Genomic DNA, 24550 nt, shown 5'->3' with positions numbered 1-24550 from the left:
TCTCAATTAACTATTGCCGATAAACTTCCAAGGAGTGAGTACTGACACTGCCCGAAAGGGGTGGGAAGCGATCCGGGCAACTAACAACGTTTAACTTTGTCCAAGTGTTGTAGAGCAGATTCCATGTTAGTCATTTTAATGAACGAGCAAATTCTTGCCCCCGAGCAAGTTTGCCACTCTTGTTTACTGGCTGATGTGAGCGGTCAACCACGCTGGCGTGGCGGTCAACTGCGTTGTGGTCAAGCGATTCACAAACTTACTCAACAGCAGGCAAACCAGTATGAGTGTATGATGGGCTTTCGCATCGCGCATATAGAATAATTGGATTTACCAGCAAGACTAAGCAACTGCGTTATCCTAAGGTCAAGTAAGTGTTGAAATATAACCATAGGAGAATGCATAATGACTTGGCGCGGGTCTACAACGGTTCCAGATCGGATTTTTGCTTCCTTGCCTTATTTACTACCCCTAATTGATGGTTTAGTGTTTGGCAGCTTTTTGCTAAGACAGTTTCCAGCACTACAAGTCCTACTTTTACCGCTGCAACCAGTACTAATAATTTACGGTAGTTTAGGACAATTTGGACAACTAATCGTGTTCTTTGCCTTGTTTTTATTAGTGGTGAGAAACGAAAAAATCAATCACTTCATTCGTTTCAACACAATGCAAGCAATTCTTTTGGACATTGTTATCTTTTTGTGTTCTATACTGGTGCGAGTTTTAGGACAGGTTCCTGGTACGGGCTTTGCACTAGAAACAGTAGCTAACACCATATTTTTAGGCGTAGTGGTAGCAGTCGGATATTCAGTCATCCAGTCTGCGATCGGGCGTTATGCAGAAATTCCAGCGATTTCTGATGCAGTTTACATGCAAGTACGCTAGTAGTTAACGGGTCGCTACGGTATTTTCCAAGCGGCCAATACCTTCAATTTCTACACGGATGCGATCGCCTTGGTGCAATGGACCTACACCCTCCGGCGTACCTGTAAGCACCACATCACCGGGTAGTAGCGTCATTACCTGGCTGATATAAGACACTAAAACATCCGGCGGAAATACCATCTGATCGATACAGGCAGATTGCATTGGATTGGCGTCGTCATTCACAAAAGTCTGCAATCTCGCTCCTGGATTTAATTCCCGCACAATCCAAGGACCCAAAGGACAGAAAGTATCAAAACCTTTGGCTCGCGTCCATTGACCATCTTGTTTTTGTAAATCTCGCGCTGTCACATCATTAGCAATAGTGTAGCCCCAAATTTTAGTTTGGGCTATTTCTGGTGTGCAATCAAAGACGCGATCGCCAATCACTATTGCTAATTCTCCTTCGTAATCTACTCGTTGCGATTGGGGAGGATATTTAATTTCCGTCTCAGATGGAATAATCGACGTTGGTGGCTTCAGAAAGATTAGTGGCTCCGAAGGCACTGGAGTTCCCATTTCTGCGGCATGATCTGCATAATTCTTACCCACCGCCACAATTTTTGAGGGAGCGCAGGGAGCCAAAATTTGGTAATTTTCTGGTATCAAAGTTAAATCAGTGGGTTGTCCTTGTAACCAGGGCGGAGCATCTAGCACCTGGACGTTGAAGGAGGGTTGTAGTAACCCATAATAAATCTGTCCTTCTTGATTTTGAATTCTGACATAGCGCTGCGCCATAACCTTGATGAATATCCTTTTGTCTGCGATTAAAAGCTGTAAGTGGTTAATAGCAATCCTCAGTTAGCTTTTTGGCAAATCTATTGAGCCTTGAGAAAAAAGCGATCGCTATAAATCCCCTTAGGTAAAGATACCCCTTAGCTAAGCTGATAGCTCGATCAATTTGCTGGCGAATACCAAAAGTTGGATTCTTAGTCGATCGAGAAATCTGGAGGGTCGACTCCCAAGCCAGTATTTCATCAGGGACATCTAAAGAAATGAAATCCAAGTTCGGCAGATTGGGCTAATGATTCAAATTGAAAACTGCTAAGATTATAGTTCCTTGTTGCTTCAAATGTTGATTAATACTAGTATTTAGCAATAAAATAAGTATAAATCGACACCAGCAACCATTTTGTCCATAAGGAGACTCAAAAACATGGCTACAAGTTACGAAACAATGTACATCCTGCGTCCTGACTTGGGAGACGAACAGGTAGAGCAAGCAGTTAGCAAATATCAGAATTTGCTTACCGAACAAGGCGCGGAGGATATCAAAATTCAAAATCGTGGTAAGCGTCGTTTGGCTTATGAAATCCAAAAAAACCGTGATGGCATCTACATCCAGTTAAACTACAGCGCACCTGCAACTGCGATCGCTCCCTTTGAACGAGCTATGCGCTTAAGTGAAGAAGTGATTCGCTATCTGACAATTAAGCAAGAAGTTGAAGAGGAAAAATCCGCTAAAGCCGCAACAACTGCAACTGTAACTGCAACTCCAACTGCAACTGCAACTGCAACTGTCTAGGGTATAGGGTATGGGGTATAGGGCATCCCTTCTCTGCGAGACGCTACGCGAACGACTTACCTCGGCTACTTCGGCTTTGCGGTAGTTGAATCTCGACTCACTTTGACGCCGCTCAGTGCAAGTCGCTCGATTTGAGCGTAGTCGAAACTCAGTACAAGTCCGCTCGGCACGAGTCGCTCAGGGCAAGTGGGCATAGGGTATGGGGTGAAATTCTTTGCCCACCAGCCTCCTCACACATTTTCAATTCCCAATGCCCTTCAATAAAATTTTGTTTTTTCTTCGTCAGTGACTTGGCTCGAAATGCTAAATTAACAAATACTTGCCAAAGGTAGTACTCCCGCAGTTATACCTAAGAGTGGACAAGATTCTGAATGGGAACTGTAAGCTACTGTGAGTCAATCTGATACACCCGATATTCAAGTTCTCTCTACGGAAGTATCGCAACTACGCCAAGAGTTGCAACTTCGCGATCAATTAGTGCAACAACTATCTCAAGAACTCTTCCGGCTGGTAAAGGGCAATAATAACTTTATGCCTCAGCAGCCGGAACTTGAACGCGATCTGACCCAGTTACAAGCTTTGCAAGAACAACTGCAAGCTGTGGAGCAGCAGGTAGCATTCTACCAAGAGCAAATTACAACTCGTGACTCCGAAATTTACCAATTGCGACAGTCAGTCCAAGAACTTACCGATCGCAGTCGGATGTTGGAGCAGGTAGTACAAGAGTTGCCTCAAATTTACCGTCGTAAGTTTGAGGAGCGGATGACGCCAGTCAGAGAAAAAGTAGCAATGCTACAACGGGAAAACCGCCAATTACAGGCAGAATTACAAAGTGTTAGTTACCGTTTAGCACTCAAAACCCGCAATGCTAGTCACGGCGGCATTGATTTGCCAAACTTTCCTCGCCCTGCATCCGAACAAGCTAATATTTCAACACCCCAGAATGCTTAAAATTCTAATTTTGGTGGAATTGAATAAGTAATAAATTGCGGCAAACTATTTTGGAGAAATCCAAACCTTAGTCTGCCAAGGGTGATTAAGATAATGTGCTTGAAGATGTTTCGCTATTTTCGTTATTCGTGCAGCAGCGACCATAGGAGAAGATTGTCATTAGTCATTTGTACTTTATCCTTTGAAAATACAAATGGCTAATGACAAACGACAACCCTCTCAAGAGAGAAGCTGTATGAGTATTAGTCAGACTGCAATTTTTTAAATACGTAACAGATGATGACAGGTTAACCGAGTTCGTAGTCAGCAATAAAGTTCTGCTTTACATCCTGCTCGGAAATTAGCCCTTGGGCTTTTCTCTGCTTTTTGGCATTAGTTGCGCCTAACGGCAGAAATTAGCTCACAGTGCTTTGAAAAGCTAGGAGGCAGGAGACTGAGGGACTTCCAACTAAAAAATATCCCATCGTTTTGGTCAGCAGGGGACACAGGCGACGCAGAAGAGGAAGAATCTAACGATCGTCTTCTCTGGCAAAATTAAATAATTTAATTTCTGGAAGTCCCTGATACAAAGAATTGCATTTGCTTTGACCAATTTTGGCCATTTCTCTGGTAGGTATATAGCTGTAAATTATCAGTTTTCCTTAATAGGTAAAACCAAAAATTAACCTGCTAACAACAGACTGTTATTTTTGAGGATCTGAAATTACACAGGAAACTGTAAATAAATGCAAATTGTCTTGACTACACCATCCTTCTAAAGATAGATTTGTATACTAGCTTGCTAGCACCAGATTCTCATCTTTATTACCCTTAAAGATGTCTTGGTAAGTGTGAAAAATTTCAAATACAGAATCTAATTGGGTGAGTTCCAAAATTAATCGTACAGGGGTTTGCACGTTGCACAGAACTAAACGACAGCCGCTTTGACGTGCAGCTTTCAAGCCTTTTACTAAAGGAACTAAACCAGAACTGTCCATAAAATGAACTTCTGCTAAGTCAATTACCCAGAGTTGATTCGCTTGGGGCACTACTCCAGCCATCTGTTCGCTCAAAACCATACCACCTTCCAAGTCGATACTTGCTTGGGGTTTGAACAAAATCACTTGAACTTCTTGTGTAAGAGTCATGAATTTAACAGGGTAGTTGGAACACTTGAGAGAAAATCGAAAAAAGACATGAACATTTTTTATCTTTGAACCGCAAATAACCGCAAAATCACCATTTTACCCAGATATTTGGGGAATTGCAGCAGTGCAACTTGACACAATTTATTTCAGTAGTTGTGTCGTATAATTTGTAATAACCTTCCCCAATATAGGCATAACCGCCTACTAATTTCGGTATCAACCGTATCTTTTACAGGATTTTCATAATTTAATGGGATATTTATAAAATTTATATAAATTTTTTAAATTTATTTTTACTACCTGTATCTTTGTGGTAATAAATGGTAAAAATCTTATAATTAATAATCAAAACTTAATAGTTACCATAGCCTATGGGGTATGGATTATTCAGGATTAATAATGAGTCAATGAATCGATGTAGTGGTTTAATTGACACCCTACCCAAAAACAAGCAAAGATATGGTAAACGTAAAAATTTGTAAAGACGGCGGTGCGGGATGTCTTTAGAGCTGATTTCACTAGAAAACATCCAAGAAGTCGCCCACAACTACGGCTACTGGGCAATTTTTTTGGGAATTTTGCTAGAAAATTTAGGCATTCCTGTTCCTGGCGAAACTGTGACCTTAGTGGGCGGATTTCTAGCTGGTAGCGACGAACTGAATTTCTGGCTGGTTCTCGGTGACGCAATTATGGGTGCTGTAATTGGCGGCACTTGTGGTTATTGGGTTGGTAGGTTTAGCGGTTGGCCTTTCCTAATAAAAATTGGTAGCATCTTTAGGATTTCGGAAGTTCGACTACTAAGTATTAAAGACCAATTTACTCAAAATGGTGCAAAAGCGGTATTTTTTGGACGTTTTCTGGCATTGGTGCGGGTTTTTGCTGCACCACTAGCAGGTATATCTGAAATGCCCTTTGGAAAATTCTTTTTATACAACTTCTTAGGAGCAGTTGCTTGGGCTAGTTTAATGGTGACATTAGCTTTCTTTGCTGGCAAAATCATCTCCCTAGAACAATTAGTTGGTTGGGTGAGTAAATTTGCGATCGCAGCGTTACTGCTCCTAGCTGGTTTAATTTTTGTGCCGATATGGTTGGAGTCCCGCCAAGTTAAGGAAGTGGGGAATGAGGAGTGAGGGAGTAGATGCGAGGACGCGGGGAATTTATCACAAATACTCACCGCGTCTCCAACTATGTGCGTCTTCCTATCCTCTAGTTAACTGCGACCAAATGCGAGTCGGTAGTCCCCAAACGTAGATGAAGCCTTCAGCAGCTTTGTGGTCAAATTGATCTTCGGCTCCGTAGGTTGCCAAATCGGGAGTGTAAAGTGAGTTGTCGCTCGAACGTCCAACTATGGTGGCGTTACCCTTGAACAACTTTACTCGCACATTTCCAGACACCTGCTCTTGTGTCTTTTGAATAAAGGCATCGAGAGCAGCTTTGAGTGGACTATACCAGAGACCGTTGTAAACTATTTGACTATAAGTTTCTTCGACGCCACGCTTGTAATGAGTGACATCTGCCGTCAAAGTCAAACTTTCTAAATCCCTATGTGCTTGAATTAGGACTAACATCGCGGGTGATTCGTAGATTTCCCGCGATTTGATGCCCACTAGACGGTTTTCGATCATGTCGATCCGCCCGATACCGTGATTTCCTACCAGCTGATTGAGTTCTTCGATTAGCTCAACTGGCTTTTTGGCTACGCCGTTGAGGGTGGTGGGAATGCCAGCGTGGAAACCAATTTGGATATACTCTGGTTCGTTTGGAGTGTTGGCGATCGCTTTGGTCATCTCATAAATTTCTTCTGGTGGCTCAAATGATGGATCTTCGAGTAAACCAGCTTCAATGCTACGACCGAGCAAATTTTTGTCAATGCTGTAGGGAGAAGATTTTTTGACTGGTGAGGGGATACCAAACTTCTCACCATAGGCGATGGTTTCCTCACGGCTCATGCCCCATTCTCTGGCGGGTGCGAGGATTTTCAGATTGGGGTTGAGGGCAGTGACAGAGACATCAAAGCGAACCTGATCGTTACCTTTGCCGGTACAACCGTGAGCGATCGCATCAGCACCATATTTTTCAGCCGTTTCTACTAATATTTTAGCGATCAGTGGGCGGGCAAGAGCAGTTCCTAGAGGATAACGATTTTCATAAAGTGCGTTGGCTTGAATCGCTCCAAAAGCGTAATCTTTAACGAAGCTGTCTTTGACATCCGCCACGAGTGATTCACTTGCACCTGATTTGAGAGCTTTTTCTCGAATTGGCTCTAATTCATCTCCCTGACCTAAATCTGCTGCTAGGGTAATCACCTCTTCCACACCCCACTCCTGTTTGAGGTAAGGGATGCAAACGGAAGTATCCACTCCACCAGAATATGCCAGGACAACCTTTTTGGCGCGACCCATTAATTTCTCCACTTAGGACAACAAAGAATGAGTCATTATTATATCTGAACTAACCCAGGTATATTTTATTCATACAACAACCTATAGAAGGATTTAGAAATTAGGAGTCAGAATTACGGTTCACTCTCGTGGAAGTTTACTTAATAAAGCGATCGCTTGGATAGAAATATTTTTAAGCCAGTTTTGAACGTCTCAATATTCTTAATAAGAATAGTCGAAAATATTTTTTTCAACAAATGTTGATAATCAGCTTCAAATATCAACATAGCCTACTGTAAATATGGAATAGTTTACACAACTTTTATATATAGCTGACAAACTTGAAGATTTAACCAGGATCATCTTTTGTTTATTATTTCTTAACCTATATACATAGGTTGAAAGTTTATTTAAGTGAAATTGCAGAATTAATCATTTTTAGCTTCGGAGCATTATCTGATGAAATTAGCTAAAGATATTAGCATTGCTGCTTTTGCTGTTGGTATCTCGGTTGCTACTGTTGCTAAACCGACGCAAGCTGCCTTGGTTAATTATGGTTTCACCGTGAATGCGACATCGGGCGATAATCCCGGTCAATATTTCGGCTCTTTTCAATATAATGACTCGACCTTAACCGGCATAGGTGAGGAAACCCTAGGCGTTAGCAATGGATTATCTATTGCCTTTGACTACTTGGGTACTCAGTATACAGAGGCAAGTGATTTTGATTAGCCATTATCTCCTGTAGTCAGCTTTACAGATGCAACCTGTCAGGACTGAGCTATTTAGTTGAAGATCAGTTTTTTATTGGTAACGATCCAGGTAATCCAAATACAGGAGGAACAAAATTTTATAGCATTCTGAGTACTGACTTATTGTCTACAACAGAGGTGGGTACAGTAAGCTACTCTAAGAGTACACCCGTACCAGAACCGATGACTATTAGTGGTATAGCGATCGCAAGTGCTACGGCGTTGTGGATGAAACGCAAGAAAAAACTATCTGGAGTGAATTAGTGGCGCTACCTTGCAAATCAATATAGAGACGTTATTTTAACTTCTCTATATGCGTAATTCTAAGTAAAATTACCAGTAGTATTCTTACGTTTGATGCCAATTACAGATGGTTTAGGAAAGCTTCTAGGTTGACCTTTACCACCGTCAGCAGTTGGGATGTTACTTGGCCAACTACTACCACGAGGCACTGTGCGAGCCTGATTGAATGTAACACCACTCAAATCCAGTAATTCAATATCACGACTCAAAATCGTACCATCGTTAATTGGGCTATCTTCGCCAGGATGCTGGACGGAAATAATCAGCGTATCTCCCACAAAAGTTGGCCTGGTCATCTCACAACGCACTGGACCATGAGCAAACGGTATTACCTCTCCCGCGTTAGCACCAGTAGTAGGAATGTAGAATAGCCAGTTATTACCAAAAACTCCTGTGAAGTTAGAAACATTACCATTGGCTGTGTGGTCGATGGTAGTTACAGTACCGGCAGCACCAACATTAAAACCATTGTGAGTGGTGGTAGACAATTTAGGTTACATAACTAGACAAAAAGTTTTAAGTTTTTCATATAATCTAATGACCAAAAATTAACATCAGGTTATATGTTGATTAATGGAGATTTATCAAACAGAATTCAGGAGTCAGAATTCATTCTGAATTCTGCCTTGTTAAATAAACTTACTTTGATAATTTTCGGGCAGATACCAATTACAGATGGTTGGGGAATACCTATAAAAATTATTGACTTTGACATTTTCTTAACCAGAATCAGCTAAGGAACAGTGTTAGCGCCTCATCTGTCCTATCCTGGAGATGGATAAATAGTGTGGTGGGTGAGACTGTGTTTTTCAGCGTTGTGATACCGACTTATAATCGCCAACCGATTTTAGAAAAGTGCCTCCGTGCTTTGGAGGTGCAGGAGTTAAGTCAGCCAAGTTCTGTTACTGATTACGAAATTGTCTTGGTGGATGATGGTTCAACTGATGGCACATTGGAGTGGTTAGTAGCCCACAAAGAAGAGTTTCCTCATGTGCGATGGTTTCAGCAAGATCATGCTGGACCTGCGGCAGCTCGGAATTTGGGGGTAGAAAAAGCGCTGGGAGACACAATTATCTTTATTGATAGTGATTTAGTAGTGCTAGATAATTTCCTGCAAGCTCATGCTAGCGCACTAATGCAGGGACAAGAGAAATTGGGGAGCGATCGCTTTTTCACTTACGGCGCAGTTATTAATACTTGTAATTTCGACAATCCAACGGCTGAACCCTACAAAGTCACAGATTTTTCCGCAGCTTTTTTTGCTACAGGAAATGTCGCAATTCCTAAACATTGGTTAGATAAAGCGGGACTTTTTGATACTAGTTTTCAACTCTATGGCTGGGAAGATTTAGAATTAGGTGTGCGGCTGAAAAAATTAGGTTTGACACTAATTAAATGTCCAGAAGCTGTAGGATATCACTGGCATCCAGCATTTAAATTAGAACAAATTCCCCGATTGATTGACCAAGAAATTCAACGCGGACGTATGGGAGTTTTGTTTTATCAAAAGCATCCTACATGGGAAGTACGAATGATGATTCAAATGACTTGGCTGCATCGCTTACTTTGGGGAATTTTGTCACTCAATGGCGCACTAAATGAACGGACAATGGCTCCGTTATTGCAATGGCTAATTAATTTAGGTAAACCTCAATTGGCTTTAGAAATTGCTCGAATTTTCCTTAACTGGTACAACGTGAAAGGTGTTTATCAAGCCTATGCCGAAATGCAGCAATTATCCTGAGTTTGGGCTTCATTTAGGCATAATTTTTATTGTATTGTGATTTAAATCGAAACTGAATCTGAATGGGAACGCTATAAAAATCCTTTAAAAAAAGTGCTTCCCAATTTAACAACCCATCCAGCCACCGATTGAGCCGCATCTTTATACTGCCACATTTGTTTCGTAATGGTTGTCATCTGCTTAACCTGCTTACTACTAAGGTTGAGAAAAATTAGCTCACGTTCTGCGAATTGTGGTTCTTTTTCGCTGTTTTCTAATTCTTTGATAACCCACCATTCCATAACAGATGATGCAAACTCATAAATTTGTTGATCGTCATCATCGCAGCGGCGGAGAATACCTCGTTCTTCTAGTTCGCGCAATTCTCTGTCTTTTTTACTGAGGATAATATCCACCCCATCCAAAGTGTACTGTCGCTGGCGATTTACACGACCTTCTAAACGCGAGAGAGCAATAAATTTCAGGAGAGTTTTTTCCTCATCAGTTGACTGATTCCAAGCTACAGAAAAGTATTGTCTATTTGCTCTTTCAAATTCGATAGCGAAATCTAACACCGTTTCCAAATCTCGATCGCGCCAAGCTCTATAAAGCAGAGAACCAGCATTTTGAATCAGCGCTGGATTTCCTCCGGAAACTTCTTGTATCCCTGCTTGAAAATTTAGTATCCACTGAATAGAATGCTTTTCAGACAATTTTTGAAACCACTGCGATACTTCTTTATCCTTTAAAGACTGGAGGTAGCGTTGGAGATAGTGATTATGCCAAGGGGAAGTTCCTGGTGTCAAATTAGGCCCCATATCCGAGAGTCGTTTTAGGCAAGTAACAATCACTGAAAGGTATTTTGCTTCTTGACCATCATTTGCTAAAACTCGAAATTGGCTCAAAAATGAGCGCATTTCATCTTCACTGTAGGAAGGATTAGTATAGAGAGCAGCATCAAAATCATCCAACAAGAGCAGCACAAATTTCTTGTCTTTGCCAACCTGGGCTAACAAAGAACGTAGCTCGTTGACGCTATAGGTTCCTTGCAGTAAAATTTGGGCGATCGCAGATTGCAATACTTGGTTATCTTTTGCCTCGTTTTTCAACGAATTCAGTACCGTCTCCCAAAACCCGACGGGAGTAAAAGGCTGAATCTGGAAACAATTGAAAAAAATAATCAATGCTTCAGATGGATCAAATCCTTGATTTTGCCAAATTTCTGCTGAGGAGATATATTGCAGCAGTGAAGATTTACCCATACCACTACTACCTTGAATTGCCAGACATGTCCGATTAGGAATCACATCCAAAAATGCAGCATTAATATATGATTTACGTCCCACAAACTTATCTGGGGAAACGGCACCACCAAAATAGAATGGATTGATCTGAGGCCTCTGGGGGGTTGGATCGTTTTCTGTATTCATGGGAAGTAGTTTGAAGAATGAGCAACAAAGTTAAGCGGTATCAATCGTTCATCTGTTGCTAAAGATTTTACAGCTAAACCTTGTACTGAGTTTCGACTAAGCTCAACTACCGCGTAGCCGTTGGCGCAGCCTCTCGTAGAGAAGTATTACGAATTATCAAGTCTGCTCCCCACGACGGTGGTTAGCGGCTTGCAATAACAGAGATTCTGCAAAAGCGATCGCATCACTTGCTGATTTACCACCAGCTAACTGTGCTAATTCTTCTCGTCGAGTAGTTAAATTATCTAAGGCAGTAACTCTGACAACAGTACGCTGTTCCAGGTTGTCATTGTTAGCTTTTTTACCTTTACCTTGATTGATAGTTTGCTTATCCACCCGGAAATGGCGGTCTGCCATTGCCGCTACTAAGGGTTGATGGGTAACACACAATACTTGGTTGCGCTGACTTAGCTGGTGTAATTTTTCCGCGATCGCTTGGGCGACTCTTCCCGAAACGCCGACATCAATTTCATCAAATACCATTGTCCCAGCGGCATCTACTTGGGAAAAACAAGCTTTTAATGCCAGTAAAAAACGGCTCATTTCTCCACCAGAGGCAATTTCTGTTAAAGGTTGCAGTGGTTCTCCGGGATTGGGACTAAACATAAAGGTGATTTTATCTGCACCCATAGCAGTTGGAGAAGTCGGCAGTATTTCAACTTGAAATTTCACCTTTTCCATCGCTAGCGGCTTGAGTTGAGATATCAAACGTGATTCTAAATTAGCAGCCGTCTTACTACGCAGTTGAGTTAATTGATTGCTTAGTTGAGTGAGTTTCTCAAAACAGGTTTTTTCTTGCTGTTCTAGACTTTCGATAGATTGTTCGCTGTCGTTGAGTTCGGCTAATTCGCTTTGGATACGCTGGTAATAGGCGATCGCCTCTGTTAGTGTCGGCCCATACTTGCGGCAAATTTGCTTTAATTCCTGAACCCGTTCTTCTACTTCTTCTAACCGTTGCGGATCGGCTTCCAAGCCATCCCCATAAGCGTTAATCTGTCTTCCCACTTCCATCACCGCAGCTTGGGCATCCCTGACTAATTCCAACAGGTGTTGCAGTTGGGTGTCGTATTCCACCATGTCATTTAATATTGCTTCGCTATCTCCCAATAAATCAGCGGCTGCGGGAGTTTCATTATCGTTTTGATACAACGCCTGATAAATTTTGTAACTCATTTGTTGCAAATCAACAACATGATTCAGCCGTTCTCGTTCTTGAGCCAACTGTTCTAATTCATTAGGTTCGCACAGATTAGCTGCTCCCAATTCTTGCACTTGATAGGCGAGCAAGTCGAGTTGTTGCAAACGTTCCCGTTCTGATGTTCGGCGTTTTTCTAGTGCTAGATGGGCTTGTTGGTAAGCACTAAAGCTACTGGCGACCTTTTGGCGTTGGTGCATCGATGAGTCACCGCCATATAAATCCAACCAGTCGCGAACTTGGGCTGATTGTCCCACTTGTACGGTTTGGCCTTGGGCTGTAATTTCCACCAAGCGATCGCGCAGTCCTCCCATAATTTGCCGATTCACCAATACGCCATTCACCCGCGATCGACTGCGGATATTACTGGCTGTGGCAGTGATTTCTCGGCTAATAACTACGGAGTTTTCATCAAGTAAATCGATTTCCTGTTCCGTCAACCAAGCAGCTAAGGGAGGGTTTGAAGTGAAAGTAGCTTCTACCATTGCCCGACTTGTCCCGGTGCGAATCACTCGACTAGAGACTTTACCGCCTAAAGCAGCATCGATAGCATCTAAAATAATTGATTTTCCCGCGCCGGTTTCACCCGTCAAAACATTTAGTCCCGCGCCAAATTCCAATTCCAGTTGGTCAATTAAGGCAAAGTTTTCAATTCGCAAGCAAAGCAACATTAAGCGAAATTCTCCTTCCATACTGCCGAGTGCTGTACATGGATAGCGGGGCGTTTAGCCCGTGCGAAGTGCTGAGTTGTGAATTAGGAAGAAAATTTTGGAGCTAGTAAGGCTGCAAGCAATGTCTTTACATAAGACTTAGCACTTTCAACTCAGCACTTAGAAAAACAGCAATACCTACTACTATTAGATTAATATGCCCATAGTAGTGTAGCAAACTAGTAGGGACTGAGGCATTGGGCATTGGTGGAGATGAGGGGGACAAGGGTGATGAGGGAGGAGAGGGGCAGAGGAGATAATAGTAACTCCTAACTCAGCACTCTTTTGCCCCATGCCCCATTCCCAATACCCCAACATATTGTTACAATACTTAACATGATCATTCTGAGCGGTGGACTTCTTCATGATTGTTAAGACACTTCCCCCTAATTCCGAACCGATTCAGGACGACAGTCGCAACGGCAAAAATAGCCGAGGTGGGCTGGATGTGATTGATGTAGTGCCAGAAAATGATATACAAGACTTGGTAGTGCTATCTCCAAGATTTTTAGCCGCCCGAAACGATACTAAAACGGTCCAACCTGAAACGCTTTACGATCCCGTGACCATAGCGGGGCATTACCAAAAGAAACCCCTACAAGTTTTAGGACGGATTTTCGCCGTGTTGAGGCCAACCCTTTCCTTGGCTTTTGGGATGTGGTCGGATAGTAAACGGGGGATTGTTGTTAAAAATGACCGTCGTCGAGCCGTTCAGCTACGAATATTACTGACGCAACTAGGACCTGCTTACATCAAAATTGGGCAAGCTTTGTCCACTAGACCGGATTTGGTTCCTCCGGTATATTTGGAAGAATTAACTAAGCTACAAGACCAATTACCACCTTTTGCCAACGAAATTGCTTACCAGTTTATCGAAGAAGAACTAGGCGCACCTCCTCAAGAAGTATATGCCGAACTCTCGCCTCAGCCAATTGCCGCCGCTTCCTTGGGGCAAGTATACAAAGGTAAGCTGAAAACTGGTGAAGAAGTGGCTATTAAAGTCCAACGCCCAGACTTAAGAGAGCGGATTACCATTGATTTGTATATCTTGCGTAACCTCGCCGCCTGGGTGCAGAAAAAGGTCAAACGGGTACGAAGTGACTTAGTTGGGATTCTTGATGAATTAGGCGATCGCATTTTTGAAGAAATGGACTACATCCATGAAGGCGAAAATGCCGAACGATTTTTCGAGTTATATGGTCATATAAAAGACGTTTACGTACCGAAAATTTACTGGGAATATACCAATCGCCGTGTCTTGACGATGGAGTGGATTAACGGCACTAAATTAACCCAGACAGAAGAAATTACAGCCCAAGGCATAGATGCTCGTTATCTCATTGAAGTAGGCGTACAGTGTTCTTTACGACAGCTATTAGAACACGGATTTTTCCACGCCGATCCTCACCCCGGTAACTTGTTAGCAACAACCGATGGGAAATTAGCTTATCTTGACTTTGGGATGATGAGCGAGATTAAGCCACCACAGCGTTATGGTTTAATTGAAGCGATCGTCCATGTTGTCAACCGCGACTTTGAAGGCTTAGCAAAAGACTACGTTAAATTAGATTTTTTATCCCCGGACACAGATTTAACACCAATTATTCCAGCTTTTGGCAGAGTATTTGCTGATGCTCAAGGAGCCAGTGTTGCTGAACTCAACATTAAAAGCATCACCGATGAATTATCAGCTTTGATGTATGAATATCCTTTCCGGGTACCGCCCTACTACGCTTTAATTATCCGTTCCCTAGTAACTCTGGAAGGCATAGCAATATTTATAGATCCAAATTTTAAAGTTCTCAGCGAAGCTTATCCCTACGTTTCTAAACGTCTCTTAACAGATCCAGCACCACAATTAAGAGCATCGTTGCAAGATTTGCTATTTAAAGATAATAGATTCCGCTGGAACCGCTTAGAAAACTTGTTAAAAAATGCGCGTAACAGTCAAGACTATGACTTTAACTTAGTGCTGAATCAGGGAATAGAATTTCTGTCATCTGAACGTGGCGCTTTCATTCGTGACAAGCTGGTGGATGAATCTATTAATGGACTGGATGCTTTAGGTAAAAATGTTTTGCATAACTTTACCTATTTGTTAAGAGAACGAGTAGGGTTGACAGCAGTTAATGAAACTCCAGCTGCGACATTTGAGCAACAACAAACCTTGGAGCATATCAAACGTATATTAGGCATTCTCCGAGAAACACAAGGTTTTGACCCAGTGCAATTTGCACCTCAAATTGCTCAATTATTGGTAAATCCAGGTGTACAGCGTTTGGGTCAACAAGTGGCTAGCCGCTTCACCCAAAAGGCTTTAGCCAAGATAATTCGCCAATTGTTGACATCTGAGTAAGCAATTAGTTAGATGTTTGTATAATTTACTGCATTTTTTTATATCTGGTACTAGCAGCGCAATTACTTGAGCTCATACGTGTTCGTAGTAAGTATTAAAATGCTTAGTACGAACCTCTCAAAAATTTTACGATAGACCAGTAGCAATACGGCTCAGTTAAGGTTTTTTAAATGAAAATTCTAAATCGCTAAGACGTGATAAACCGCCGTCAAGATGAAAGACTGATTATTGTAGAGACGGCGATTCATCGCGTCTCTTGCGTTAACCCAATAGTATTGAGACCACTAGTACCGCAAGGCGGAATTTAAAATTTAAAATTCAAAATGAATACAGCGTAAGCGTTTCATGGTTACTGAGCAAAGCAGAAGTATTGATTTGGAATGGGTGGTCTATTTACCCCGTGTAAGGGTTATTGGTGTAGATAATTGGTATTTAAAGACGTGATAAATCGCGTGTCTACATGATGGTTTTGGGCTTATCTGAATTGTTTTGTCATATTCTTTTTGCAAATTGGTATAACTTCTGAAATTACTGACGCTCAATTGACACAACTGGTTTTTTACAATCAAAGTAAGAGATAATTTTCCCAAAACACAGGGTGAATTCCATTGGTTCAACAACGAGAACTCCAAGAAAATTCGTCAATGCAATCAATCCAGCGCGTACTGGGTACTTTGAGTACTTACCGATGGACTTCGCTGGGAGCCTTGGTAAGCCTATTGCTGTTGACGATCGCTAACGCAGTTACCCCACAATTATTTCGGTGGGGAATCGATCAAGGGATTAGCAAAAAAAACTTAGAAATTGTGCTACTTAGCGCTGGCTGGATGGTAATTGCAGCGATCGCTCGTGGTTTATTTAACTTTGGACAAAGTTATTTAGCAGAAGCTGCCTCTCAAGGTGTAGCTTACGATCTACGCAACAAAATTTTCAGCAAAATTCAAAATCTCAGTTTCAGCTATCATGACCAAGCGCAGACTTCCCAACTGCTAACCCGTGTTACCAGTGACATTGAGCAGATCCGGACATTTGTTGGTACTAGCCTGATTCAGGTCGTCGGTGCAGCTGTGACATTGGTGAGTATTTCGGTGCTTTTACTGGTGATGAACTGGCAACTAGCACTGATTACGCTGACAGTAGTACCCTTAGCTGGCTGGTTGATGGCGGTATTCATCAGCCGGAATAACAAACTCTTTCGCCAGGTACAAGAGCAACTAAGCAATCTCAATGCTGTATTGCAAGAGAACTTAATCGGCATACGGGTGGTGAAAGCCTTTGTGCGGGAGTCTACCGAAAGGTCGCGTTACACAACTCTGAATGATGGCTTAGTCAGGGCAAATATGAAGACCATTAGCGCCATCCGTGACACCTTCCCTGTGATCTTTTTGCTGAGTAATTTGGTAACACTGGCAGTTTTCGGCTACGGAGGAGCGCAGGTAATTGGGAAGCGCTTCTCTATTGGCGAATTGGTGGCGTTTAACTCCTACCTAGCATTGATTATCCAACCTATTTTGTTGATTGGATTTGCTGCACCTGCCATTGCTCAATCAGCGGCTTCGGCAGAACGCGTTTACGAAGTTGTGGATGCAAAGGTAGAAATTAGCGATCGCCCCGATGCCGTACCCTTTGATACCTGTGGTGGTAGAATCACCTTTGAAAATGTTTCCTTTCGCTATCCGGGAGCAACCACGGAAACTCTCAAAGAAGTTTCCTTTGAAACGAAGCCCAATGAGCTAATCGCTGTTCTGGGGATGACTGGTTCGGGAAAAAGCACAATTATGAACTTGATTCCCCGCTTTTACGATGCCACTGGGGGAGCAGTCCGCATTGATGGGCGAGATGTCAGAGGTTTCACGCTCAAAAGCCTCAGATCTCGTATCGGCATTGTTTTTCAGGAAACCACACTTTTCTCTGGGACACTCCGGGAGAATATTGCCTATGCAAAACCCAATGCAACCTTAGAGCAAGTAATTGAGGTGGCAAAAACCGCACAAATGCACGATTTTATTATTGGTTTACCCGATGGCTACGAAACCATTGTGGGCGAACGGGGTGTGGGCTTATCTGGTGGGCAAAAACAAAGAATTGCGATCGCTCGTACCTTACTGACTGATTACAGCATTCTCATTTTGGACGATAGTACCTCCGCTGTAGATGCCAAAACTGCTGCCCAGATTCAAGCTGAACTAGATGGCTTAATGCGCCAAAAAGCTTGTACAACCTTTGTAGTGGCTCAACGCATTAGCACCGTTATGAATGCCGATCGCATTTTCCTGATGGACAAAGGACGATTAGTGGCACAAGGCACTCACGAAGAATTAATGCAAACTAGCCCACTCTACGGTGTGATTTTGGAATCTCAAGTAAAGCCAAAGGAGAAAAAATGATCCGCAATTAGCATAATTACTCTAGCTAGAAAATTCCATCGCAGCCTTGTAATAAAGACTTTTAATCCCAAATCCCAAATCTAAAATCTAAAATTTTTATGAGAGGCACAGTTCCCATTGTTGCATCTGACGAAAACGCGAGTCAGCAACTCTCTACCCTGCGGCGCTTTTTGCAATACATCCTACTATATCGCAAAGAAATTCCTATCGCCCTCACATTAGTATTGATTGGTGCTATAACCCAGGCAATTGGGCCATTTTTTATCGGCTGGTCGATCGATCGTCTGATTGCACAAGGCAATTTGCAGGGACTACTGCTCTTATTAGGGCTACTGGCGCTGAACTATGCACTTGGTGTCTTGGCAATCCGGGGTCAAATTCTTCGAGTTGGTTGGATTATGCAACGATTGCTGGCTCAACTGAGGCAAGATATTTTCATAAAAATCCAGAGTTTGCCACTCAGCTTTTTTGACCGCAGCGAAGCAGGGGATTTAATGAGCCGCTTGCTCAATGATGTCAATACCGTGAATCAGGCATTTGGACTGACGATCGCCCAAATGCTGGGCAATACTTTCAGTTTAGTCGGCATTGTGATTGCGATGCTCTCAATCAACCTGAAACTCGGTTTGTTGAGCAATCTAGTTGTGCCACTAATGATTTTTACCACAAGCTTGTTTGCACGTTGGGCAAGAGTCAGATTTCGCCTCACCCGACAAACCATTGGTGAGCTTTCCGCCAAATTAGAAGAAGATATTGGCAGCGTCCGAGAAGCACAGGCATTTAATCGCGTACAGATGAATATTGCAGAATTCGATATTCTGAACGCCGCCAATCGAGATGCTAATGTCCAGGCTGTGGCAATTACTTCGGCCTTTTTGCCGTCCATTGATTTCCTCAATACACTAGCAACCGCAGGGGTGCTGGCTTATGGCGGCTATCTCGCCGTCACCGGGGCTGCAACAGTCGGTGTGGTGACATCGTTTTTACTTTATGTACAGCAGTTTTTCCGTCCGATCCAAATTCTCAGCCAATTTTACACCCAAGCTCAATCTGCATTCGCCGGATTAGAGCGAATCTTTCTGTTGTTAGATGAACCATCACAACTTCAAGACGCACCCGATGCCAGTGAAATGCCGCCGATTCAGGGTAAAGTGACATTCGAGAATGTTAAGTTTGGCTATAACCCAGATCAACTGGTTCTCAAAGGAGTGAATTTACACGCTGAACCAGGGCAGATGGTTGCGTTAGTAGGTTCGACTGGTTCGGGAAAAAGTACAATTATTAATTTGATTTTGCGCTTCTACGATGTGTCTAGCGGTGCAGTGAAAATTGATGATATTGATGTACGTAGTGTTACTCAAGCAAGTCTGCGGCGTCAGATTGGCATCGTTCTGCAAGACAATATTTTATTCAGTGGCACCGTTGCTGAAAACATTGCCTTTGGCGCTCCCAATACAAGCCAAGCTGATATTGAAGCAGCCGCACAGATGGCAAATGTACATGAATTTATCATCTCATTACCACAGGGCTATACAACTCAATTAGGTGAAAAAGGCGCTCCTCTGAGTCAGGGACAACGCCAACTAATTAGTATTGCCCGTGCAGTGTTAATTAATCCGCGAATTCTCATACTTGATGAAGCGACCAGCAGCATCGATACCCGTACAGAAGCGCTAGTACAAACAGCGATCGCCCGGTTGTTGCAAGGTCGTACCAGTTTCGTAATTGCCCACCGTCTGAGTACAGTTACTCAGGCAGATCGGGTATTAGTAGTTCAGCAAGGAGAAATTGTTGAGCAGGGTACTCACGCCGAACTGATTAATCAGCAGGGTGTTTATGCTAACCTCTATGCCCTGCAACTAGGTGCAGCAGACACAACGGTTATTCAAGATAAAAAGTAGGCGTTGCTGAATAATGGGATGATTGGGGCTGATCTCGACTTTATCCATTTTTTCGCACCGCTCAAAGTAACACTGAAACCTTTGTAGGGCAGTAGTTTTACTTTTTCGACAAAGCCAGGGTTTTTGTAGGATCAAGAAAACCGACTTCTTAATTTTGGATAAAGTCGATTAGTTTGACCCTATTTTAATTCTCTAGTGGTCTCTCCAAATAGTGGAATGTCGGTTTTATTTATTCTTATATAAACTACGATATTCCCAAGGATTGACAAATTTAGTATCACTCCAAACGCCAATCCGTTCTTGTTTAGCCTCAGTTTCGGCTTGTTGAACTAAGTCTTTACTAGGACACTTATTTAGATAAGGGCGATAGACTTTTGCTAACCCTTCTTGCAACAATACCTGTTGTACAAATGTGCCATCTTTTAAACGAACTTCGGCAATTTTACGCCCATAACGATCGCTATCAGTAATATTCAAAGTGACGCGATCGCCTCCTTGCTGTACCAGTTCTTGCAGACGTTCTTGGGCTTTCACACCCCAAGTAAATTGATTGCGATCGCTACTACGTCTACTCTGCTTTTCTTTATTAGAATGAGCTATTTCTGGCGCATCTACACAAGCAAAGCGCACAGTAAAATTTTTACCACTAGCATCTTTTAATACTAAAGTATCCCCATCACTAACTCGCTCAACCACATCTCCAGAAGTATTCATGAAGCGATCACAGCCTATCAAACCCAAAATCACGATAGTTGCACAAAGCCAAAATCCCACTGGTTTAGTTAATTTTTGCATCCAACTCACCAAATTACCTTTGAGGCATGATACAGCAAAATGAAAAGATACTTTTGTTAACTGTTGACATACTACCGCAGGTATTGTATTGACTCTTCTCTGCGCCTCTGTGCCTCTGCGTGAGGTCTTCACCCCACTAAAGTTGATTTCGCGCCTTCAGTTGCAAATATCGCTCTACTAAATTATCGGCAATTTGATTTGCTGGTGCATCTAATACTAATACACCTTTTTGTTTGAGTTGAGCAAATGCCACTTGTCGCTGTGCCAATAAATCTAGCGCTACTGCACGCACGTAAGCACCTGTAACATCTTCAGTAAAAGTGTCTGCTAAGCGATCGACTTGCGGATCTCGCAGAGTCACGCAAAATGGCAGATACCGCGGCGCCAACTTCGAGAGTCCAGCTAGTAATTCCATAGAAGCCGTGACATCAACTAAGTCAGTAATCACCACCACAAGCGCCCTGCGAGTTTGTCGCTGCACAACATTTGTCACCGCACCCAAATAATCAGATTCAAATAACACTGGTTGAATCGGAGTTAGCTTATCAATTAACTGATTCAAATGCAGTTGACCGCGTTCTGGTTGAATCCACGTATGCATCTGGCGGTCAAATACACCAACACCGACGCGATCGCCTCGATGTAACCCCGCCAAAGCTAAAGATAAAGTTGCATTCAAACCCCAATCAAACCGCTGTAAACCCTGGACTTTGGCTGTCATCAACCTGCCGCGATCGAGTAAAATCAGCAAAGTTTGCTCTTGTTCTGGTTCCAGAACCCTCACCAGTGGCGTTGCATTCCCATAAGCACCAACCCGACGGGCGGTAGCTTTCCAATCAATAAACCGCAAATCGTCACCAGTACGATAATTCCGCAATTCGGCAAATTCTGTACCGATACCTGTGCGTCGAGCTTGGCGCATTGCTCCCGATGATTGTAGTGTGAGGCGAATGGTGAGCGATCGTAATCCCATTAAATCAGGATAAACTTTCACCGGCAGACTTTGCAAAATCTGCCAATCATCCCAAGCTAATCCCCAAATTCCCAATTGTCTGACTTGAATATTTCCCCAAGGAAATTCTCCTCGTTGTGTGGGGTTAACGGTATAAGTTAATTCTTGGGTGGTGTTGCTGGGAATCGTCGCATCCAGTTCAAGTGCAGATACACCAAAACCTGTTGGGCAATAATCACGGATTTTAATTTCGGCGTTGTTTTTTTCTGATATTACTTTTAATACAACTGGATTATCGCGCCCAATGGATAATCGTGACGGTAATTCGCGGGTAATTTGTACGCGAGAACGCCGCACCCGTAAACCATCTACAACCATTAAGAGGAGAACTATGACATCAAATAGTAAGGTGAAGGCGATCGCTACTGTAATACTGAGAAAAAGGGATAGGATGAAGGCGATCGCCATTCCTAATACGAATAAAAAATAAACTCGTTTGGAAGGAACCATTTTTTTCGAGTCAACAGTAAAGAATTTTAAATTTTAGGGTAACACGCTATCCTCCTCCTCCAGAGTTTCCAGGTTGGTTATCTGTAGGTGGTCCCCCCAAATTAGAAGCCCAATCATTTGCACCTAACCCAAATTTTCCTGTCTCAAACCACTCAGACTTTAGCAGCGACCACCAATCACCCGTCAGTCCTTGCAACACATAGTCATAGGGAAGCCAACCATAACCGCCTTCGCCCCAATCGATTCCCCAAGAGTTTCTAATTAGTAATGCCCCTTGTGATTGTCTACCATCGGCGTTCTCTATTACCTTATAGTCATCGTAGCCAATTGCAACAGCAGCGTGGCCTCCTTTAACCTTATCTTTCTCAACCGGATAGGGAATATGACCCTTTGGGTTTGAGTCATCATCAATCGAATAATATAAGGTAAATCCAAACGCGCAGGGAATACCAGTAGCTAAAGCTGTTTTAACTCGAAGTAGGAGTGTATCATTTGAAGTACCTGTAGGATTTAGACGGAAGTATTTCAGCGCTTGATAACTTTGGGCAAAAGAGTAGCAGAAAGAACTTGGTTCTTCATCAAACTTATCTTTTTCATAAGGCCAATACTCTTCTGGAGGTACACCAAATAAGGCCATTGCCTTCATCGTTTCTCGAAGAGAAGCTCCTGCATCACCTTGGCGATGCATTAATTTGCGTGTGACTTTGTACAGGAAAAGTGGAGAGGCATCGATATATCTATCAAAGCTTTTGTTTTGAAAATACTCTATTAAGGCAATACCAGCATATGCTGTGCATGAATCTAATGAACCTTGGTCTTCTATGGGGGAACACCATAAGCTTAAATCCACAAATTCTGGCATTAATAAATAGATTGTTTGTTCTTTTTCTATAATGCTTTTATATAATTTCCGGGTTATTGGCAGTTGTAAATCAACTTTAAATTCTTCGCTTTTTTTCAAGGCTATTGGTATATCGTTAATATCTTTGATAATTTCAATGATTGTTTTAAAGTTTCCTTGTTTGTTTTCTTGATTATTGTCGTAATTACTAGCTTCTAAACATTTAATAGATTTAAATATTTCATTGATTCTATCTATAGAATTGTTTAGGTATTTATAAATTATTTGATTATTCGTGAGTCGATTACCATTTTTACTCTCATCCTGATACTTAATCTTAATATTGCTTAAGGCTTTTCTGAAGTTTAAAATTGTTGAAATAGCTAGAGGTAAAAATATTAAATTGATATCCCATTCTTTAAAAGATTCATTTTTAGGTTCTGGTTTTGGGGAAATGCCAGAATTGCCTATAGCAATTGCTTCTATATTATTTTGATCAAATTTAGATTTTTCAAACTGTTGATCCATCTTTTCAAATACATCTCTAATAGCTTTTTCGATATTTGTATATTGAGCCAAAGGAGAAATTATTTGAGCAACTAATTGAACTAAGACATTAATTGTTCGCCGTAATTCTTCCTTATCTTTATCTATTTTAAGTGGTGGTTCATTAACTGTTTCTGAACCAAATTCATTTTTACTAACAAAGTTTTCTGCTTTAAATTCATCAAAATCTATAATTTTTTTTGTTAAATTACTGATTTCAAAAATATCTAAAATTATTTCATAAAACTGAGTAGGTATCGGTGAAGGATAAGGACAAACTAATCGCTGTGACTGGTGTTGTTTTTTTTGGTTAACTAGATAAAACAAAGCTGACCAGGTTTTTTTACCAACAATACCATCGACTATTAGTTCATATTTCCTTTGAAAATCTATAACCGCTTCCTGTGTCAGTGGGCCAAAATAGCCCGATTTCTCTCCATTAAATTGTCCTAGCTTCTCCAAGAAAGATTGTAGTTCTTGAACTTTATCATTTTTACTACCAATTCTCAAAGATGGTTGAGGCGGATCTTCTGATGTATTATGACCGATTTCCGATTGCTCATAGCTTTTGGTTCGATTAGTTTTGAGATCAACTTTAGTATCATCAGTTGATTCTAGTTTTTCTAAAAGTTCGTTGAGCTTGCAGAATGTTGTGGAATCAACAATAGTATCAGTATCATCTGTATTATTTGAGAGGGAACACATTTTCTTGAATTCCTGGACGGCTGTTTTAGTAAATTCTCCAAAGTATCCATGCTCAATGTAGTGAGTTTCATTTATTTCACAGGCAGCCTTTAATTTTCCCAGCGAGTCTATAAAACTATTAATCAGATCTTCCGAACCTTCTAACTTATGTTTATATTCGGAAAGCTTTAATAAATTTTGCTGAAACTGATGCACTTCATAACCTAAACTTCCATAATCTAAAAGGACTTTATCTTTTAAAACTTTTGTGTTAATAAATTTGAAACTCCCACTCATTGTTGTAGTCAAATCGTCAATATACTTTGAAGGAATTAACTTGTGATTTTGAAGATTCTCTAAAGTATCTACAATCTTATCGAGAATACTTTGAAGGTCGTTAGTTATTTGTATATCTTGACCTGTAGACTTTAACCTCGGATTGATTTCTCCCACATGATAATCTCTCACATCAGGATAATCTGGTATCCACCCTGTTCCTTTTTTATCAACCATAATTTCCT

General features: G+C 41.8%; 19 protein-coding genes and 1 pseudogene. 11 read left to right on the top strand and 9 right to left on the bottom strand.

Features of this window, described 5'->3' with window-relative positions; all coding sequences use genetic code 11:
- The first annotated feature begins 123 nt into the window (after positions 1-123).
- Together ACFG4S_RS09630 and ACFG4S_RS09625 are read left to right on the top strand one after the other, a co-directional pair.
- Complete coding sequence (locus ACFG4S_RS09630; RefSeq protein WP_392535948.1) at positions 124-321, top strand: hypothetical protein; 198 nt, start codon at positions 124-126, stop codon at positions 319-321.
- An 81-nt stretch (positions 322-402) separates the two neighbouring features.
- Positions 403-882 carry a Tic20 family protein gene (locus ACFG4S_RS09625; protein ID WP_392534584.1) on the top strand — a complete coding sequence of 160 codons (480 nt, stop codon included), beginning with the start codon at positions 403-405 and terminating at the stop codon, positions 880-882.
- 3 nt (positions 883-885) lie between these two features.
- On the opposite strand, the gene ACFG4S_RS09620 is transcribed toward ACFG4S_RS09625, so the two are convergent.
- Positions 886-1659 (bottom strand): fumarylacetoacetate hydrolase family protein, encoded by a 774-nt coding sequence (locus ACFG4S_RS09620; protein WP_392534583.1) that lies wholly within the window; start codon positions 1657-1659, stop codon positions 886-888.
- 418 nt (positions 1660-2077) lie between these two features.
- On the opposite strand from ACFG4S_RS09620, the gene rpsF reads away from it, so the two are divergent.
- Both rpsF and ACFG4S_RS09610 read left to right on the top strand, forming a co-directional pair.
- Positions 2078-2446 (top strand): 30S ribosomal protein S6, encoded by a 369-nt coding sequence (gene rpsF / locus ACFG4S_RS09615; RefSeq protein WP_392534582.1) that lies wholly within the window; start codon positions 2078-2080, stop codon positions 2444-2446.
- Between the two features lie 390 nt (positions 2447-2836).
- Positions 2837-3397, top strand: a complete 561-nt coding sequence (locus tag ACFG4S_RS09610) for an Npun_F5560 family protein (RefSeq protein ID WP_392534581.1) — start codon at positions 2837-2839, stop codon at positions 3395-3397.
- A 773-nt stretch (positions 3398-4170) separates the two neighbouring features.
- On the opposite strand, the gene ACFG4S_RS09605 is transcribed toward ACFG4S_RS09610, so the two are convergent.
- Positions 4171-4524, bottom strand: a complete 354-nt coding sequence (locus ACFG4S_RS09605) for an STAS domain-containing protein (protein ID WP_392534580.1) — start codon at positions 4522-4524, stop codon at positions 4171-4173.
- A 497-nt stretch (positions 4525-5021) separates the two neighbouring features.
- Here ACFG4S_RS09605 and ACFG4S_RS09600 point away from each other — a divergent pair, with 497 nt between their 5' ends.
- Positions 5022-5654, top strand: a complete 633-nt coding sequence (locus tag ACFG4S_RS09600) for a DedA family protein (RefSeq protein WP_392534579.1) — start codon at positions 5022-5024, stop codon at positions 5652-5654.
- Positions 5655-5723: 69 nt separating this feature from the next.
- Here ACFG4S_RS09600 and ACFG4S_RS09595 read toward each other — a convergent pair whose 3' ends face one another.
- Entirely contained in the window at positions 5724-6926 is a 1203-nt protein-coding gene (locus ACFG4S_RS09595) for an argininosuccinate synthase (RefSeq protein ID WP_392534578.1), read from the bottom strand.
- A 438-nt stretch (positions 6927-7364) separates the two neighbouring features.
- Here ACFG4S_RS09595 and ACFG4S_RS09590 point away from each other — a divergent pair, with 438 nt between their 5' ends.
- Positions 7365-7637: a hypothetical protein gene (locus tag ACFG4S_RS09590; protein ID WP_392534577.1), complete on the top strand. Its 273-nt coding sequence runs from the start codon at positions 7365-7367 to the stop codon at positions 7635-7637.
- 143 nt (positions 7638-7780) lie between these two features.
- Positions 7781-7921, top strand: coding sequence for a PEP-CTERM sorting domain-containing protein (locus ACFG4S_RS09585; protein WP_392534576.1), 141 nt, complete (start codon positions 7781-7783; stop codon positions 7919-7921).
- A 59-nt stretch (positions 7922-7980) separates the two neighbouring features.
- On the opposite strand, the pseudogene ACFG4S_RS09580 reads toward ACFG4S_RS09585, so the two are convergent.
- Positions 7981-8448 (bottom strand): annotated as a pseudogene (locus ACFG4S_RS09580) (alkaline phosphatase PhoX); the annotation flags it as partial.
- A gap of 290 nt (positions 8449-8738) precedes the next feature.
- Between ACFG4S_RS09580 and ACFG4S_RS09575 the strand changes: the two are divergent.
- Positions 8739-9704 (top strand): glycosyltransferase family 2 protein, encoded by a 966-nt coding sequence (locus ACFG4S_RS09575; RefSeq protein WP_392535947.1) that lies wholly within the window; start codon positions 8739-8741, stop codon positions 9702-9704.
- 71 nt (positions 9705-9775) lie between these two features.
- Here the strand turns inward: ACFG4S_RS09575 and ACFG4S_RS09570 are convergent, their stop codons facing one another.
- Together ACFG4S_RS09570 and recN are read right to left on the bottom strand one after the other, a co-directional pair.
- Complete coding sequence (locus tag ACFG4S_RS09570) at positions 9776-11113, bottom strand: AAA family ATPase (RefSeq protein WP_392534575.1); 1338 nt, start codon at positions 11111-11113, stop codon at positions 9776-9778.
- 156 nt (positions 11114-11269) lie between these two features.
- Positions 11270-13018, bottom strand: a complete 1749-nt coding sequence (recN, locus tag ACFG4S_RS09565; protein ID WP_392535946.1) for a DNA repair protein RecN — start codon at positions 13016-13018, stop codon at positions 11270-11272.
- 403 nt (positions 13019-13421) lie between these two features.
- On the opposite strand from recN, the gene ACFG4S_RS09560 reads away from it, so the two are divergent.
- The 3 genes from ACFG4S_RS09560 to ACFG4S_RS09550 all read left to right on the top strand — a co-directional run bounded on the left by ACFG4S_RS09560 (position 13422) and on the right by ACFG4S_RS09550 (position 19701).
- Positions 13422-15413, top strand: a complete 1992-nt coding sequence (locus ACFG4S_RS09560; protein WP_392534574.1) for an ABC1 kinase family protein — start codon at positions 13422-13424, stop codon at positions 15411-15413.
- Between the two features lie 644 nt (positions 15414-16057).
- Entirely contained in the window at positions 16058-17800 is a 1743-nt protein-coding gene (locus ACFG4S_RS09555) for an ABC transporter ATP-binding protein (protein ID WP_392534573.1), read from the top strand.
- A gap of 98 nt (positions 17801-17898) precedes the next feature.
- Entirely contained in the window at positions 17899-19701 is a 1803-nt protein-coding gene (locus ACFG4S_RS09550) for an ABC transporter ATP-binding protein (protein WP_392534572.1), read from the top strand.
- A 225-nt stretch (positions 19702-19926) separates the two neighbouring features.
- Here ACFG4S_RS09550 and ACFG4S_RS09545 read toward each other — a convergent pair whose 3' ends face one another.
- The 3 genes from ACFG4S_RS09545 to ACFG4S_RS09535 all read right to left on the bottom strand — a co-directional run bounded on the left by ACFG4S_RS09545 (position 19927) and on the right by ACFG4S_RS09535 (position 24542).
- Positions 19927-20496 carry a thermonuclease family protein gene (locus tag ACFG4S_RS09545; protein WP_392534571.1) on the bottom strand — a complete coding sequence of 190 codons (570 nt, stop codon included), beginning with the start codon at positions 20494-20496 and terminating at the stop codon, positions 19927-19929.
- 136 nt (positions 20497-20632) lie between these two features.
- Positions 20633-21958, bottom strand: coding sequence for a DUF58 domain-containing protein (locus tag ACFG4S_RS09540; protein WP_392534570.1), 1326 nt, complete (start codon positions 21956-21958; stop codon positions 20633-20635).
- Positions 21959-22004: 46 nt separating this feature from the next.
- Positions 22005-24542: a peptidoglycan-binding protein gene (locus ACFG4S_RS09535; protein ID WP_392534569.1), complete on the bottom strand. Its 2538-nt coding sequence runs from the start codon at positions 24540-24542 to the stop codon at positions 22005-22007.
- Between the last annotated feature and the right edge of the window lie 8 nt (positions 24543-24550).

Origin of the sequence: Nostoc sp. C117 (assembly GCF_043099735.1) — a bacterium.
Lineage (GTDB): Bacteria > Cyanobacteriota > Cyanobacteriia > Cyanobacteriales > Nostocaceae > Nostoc.
The sequence above is the reverse complement of the archived record's forward strand: the minus strand, read 5'-3'. Positions and strand labels throughout refer to the sequence as shown.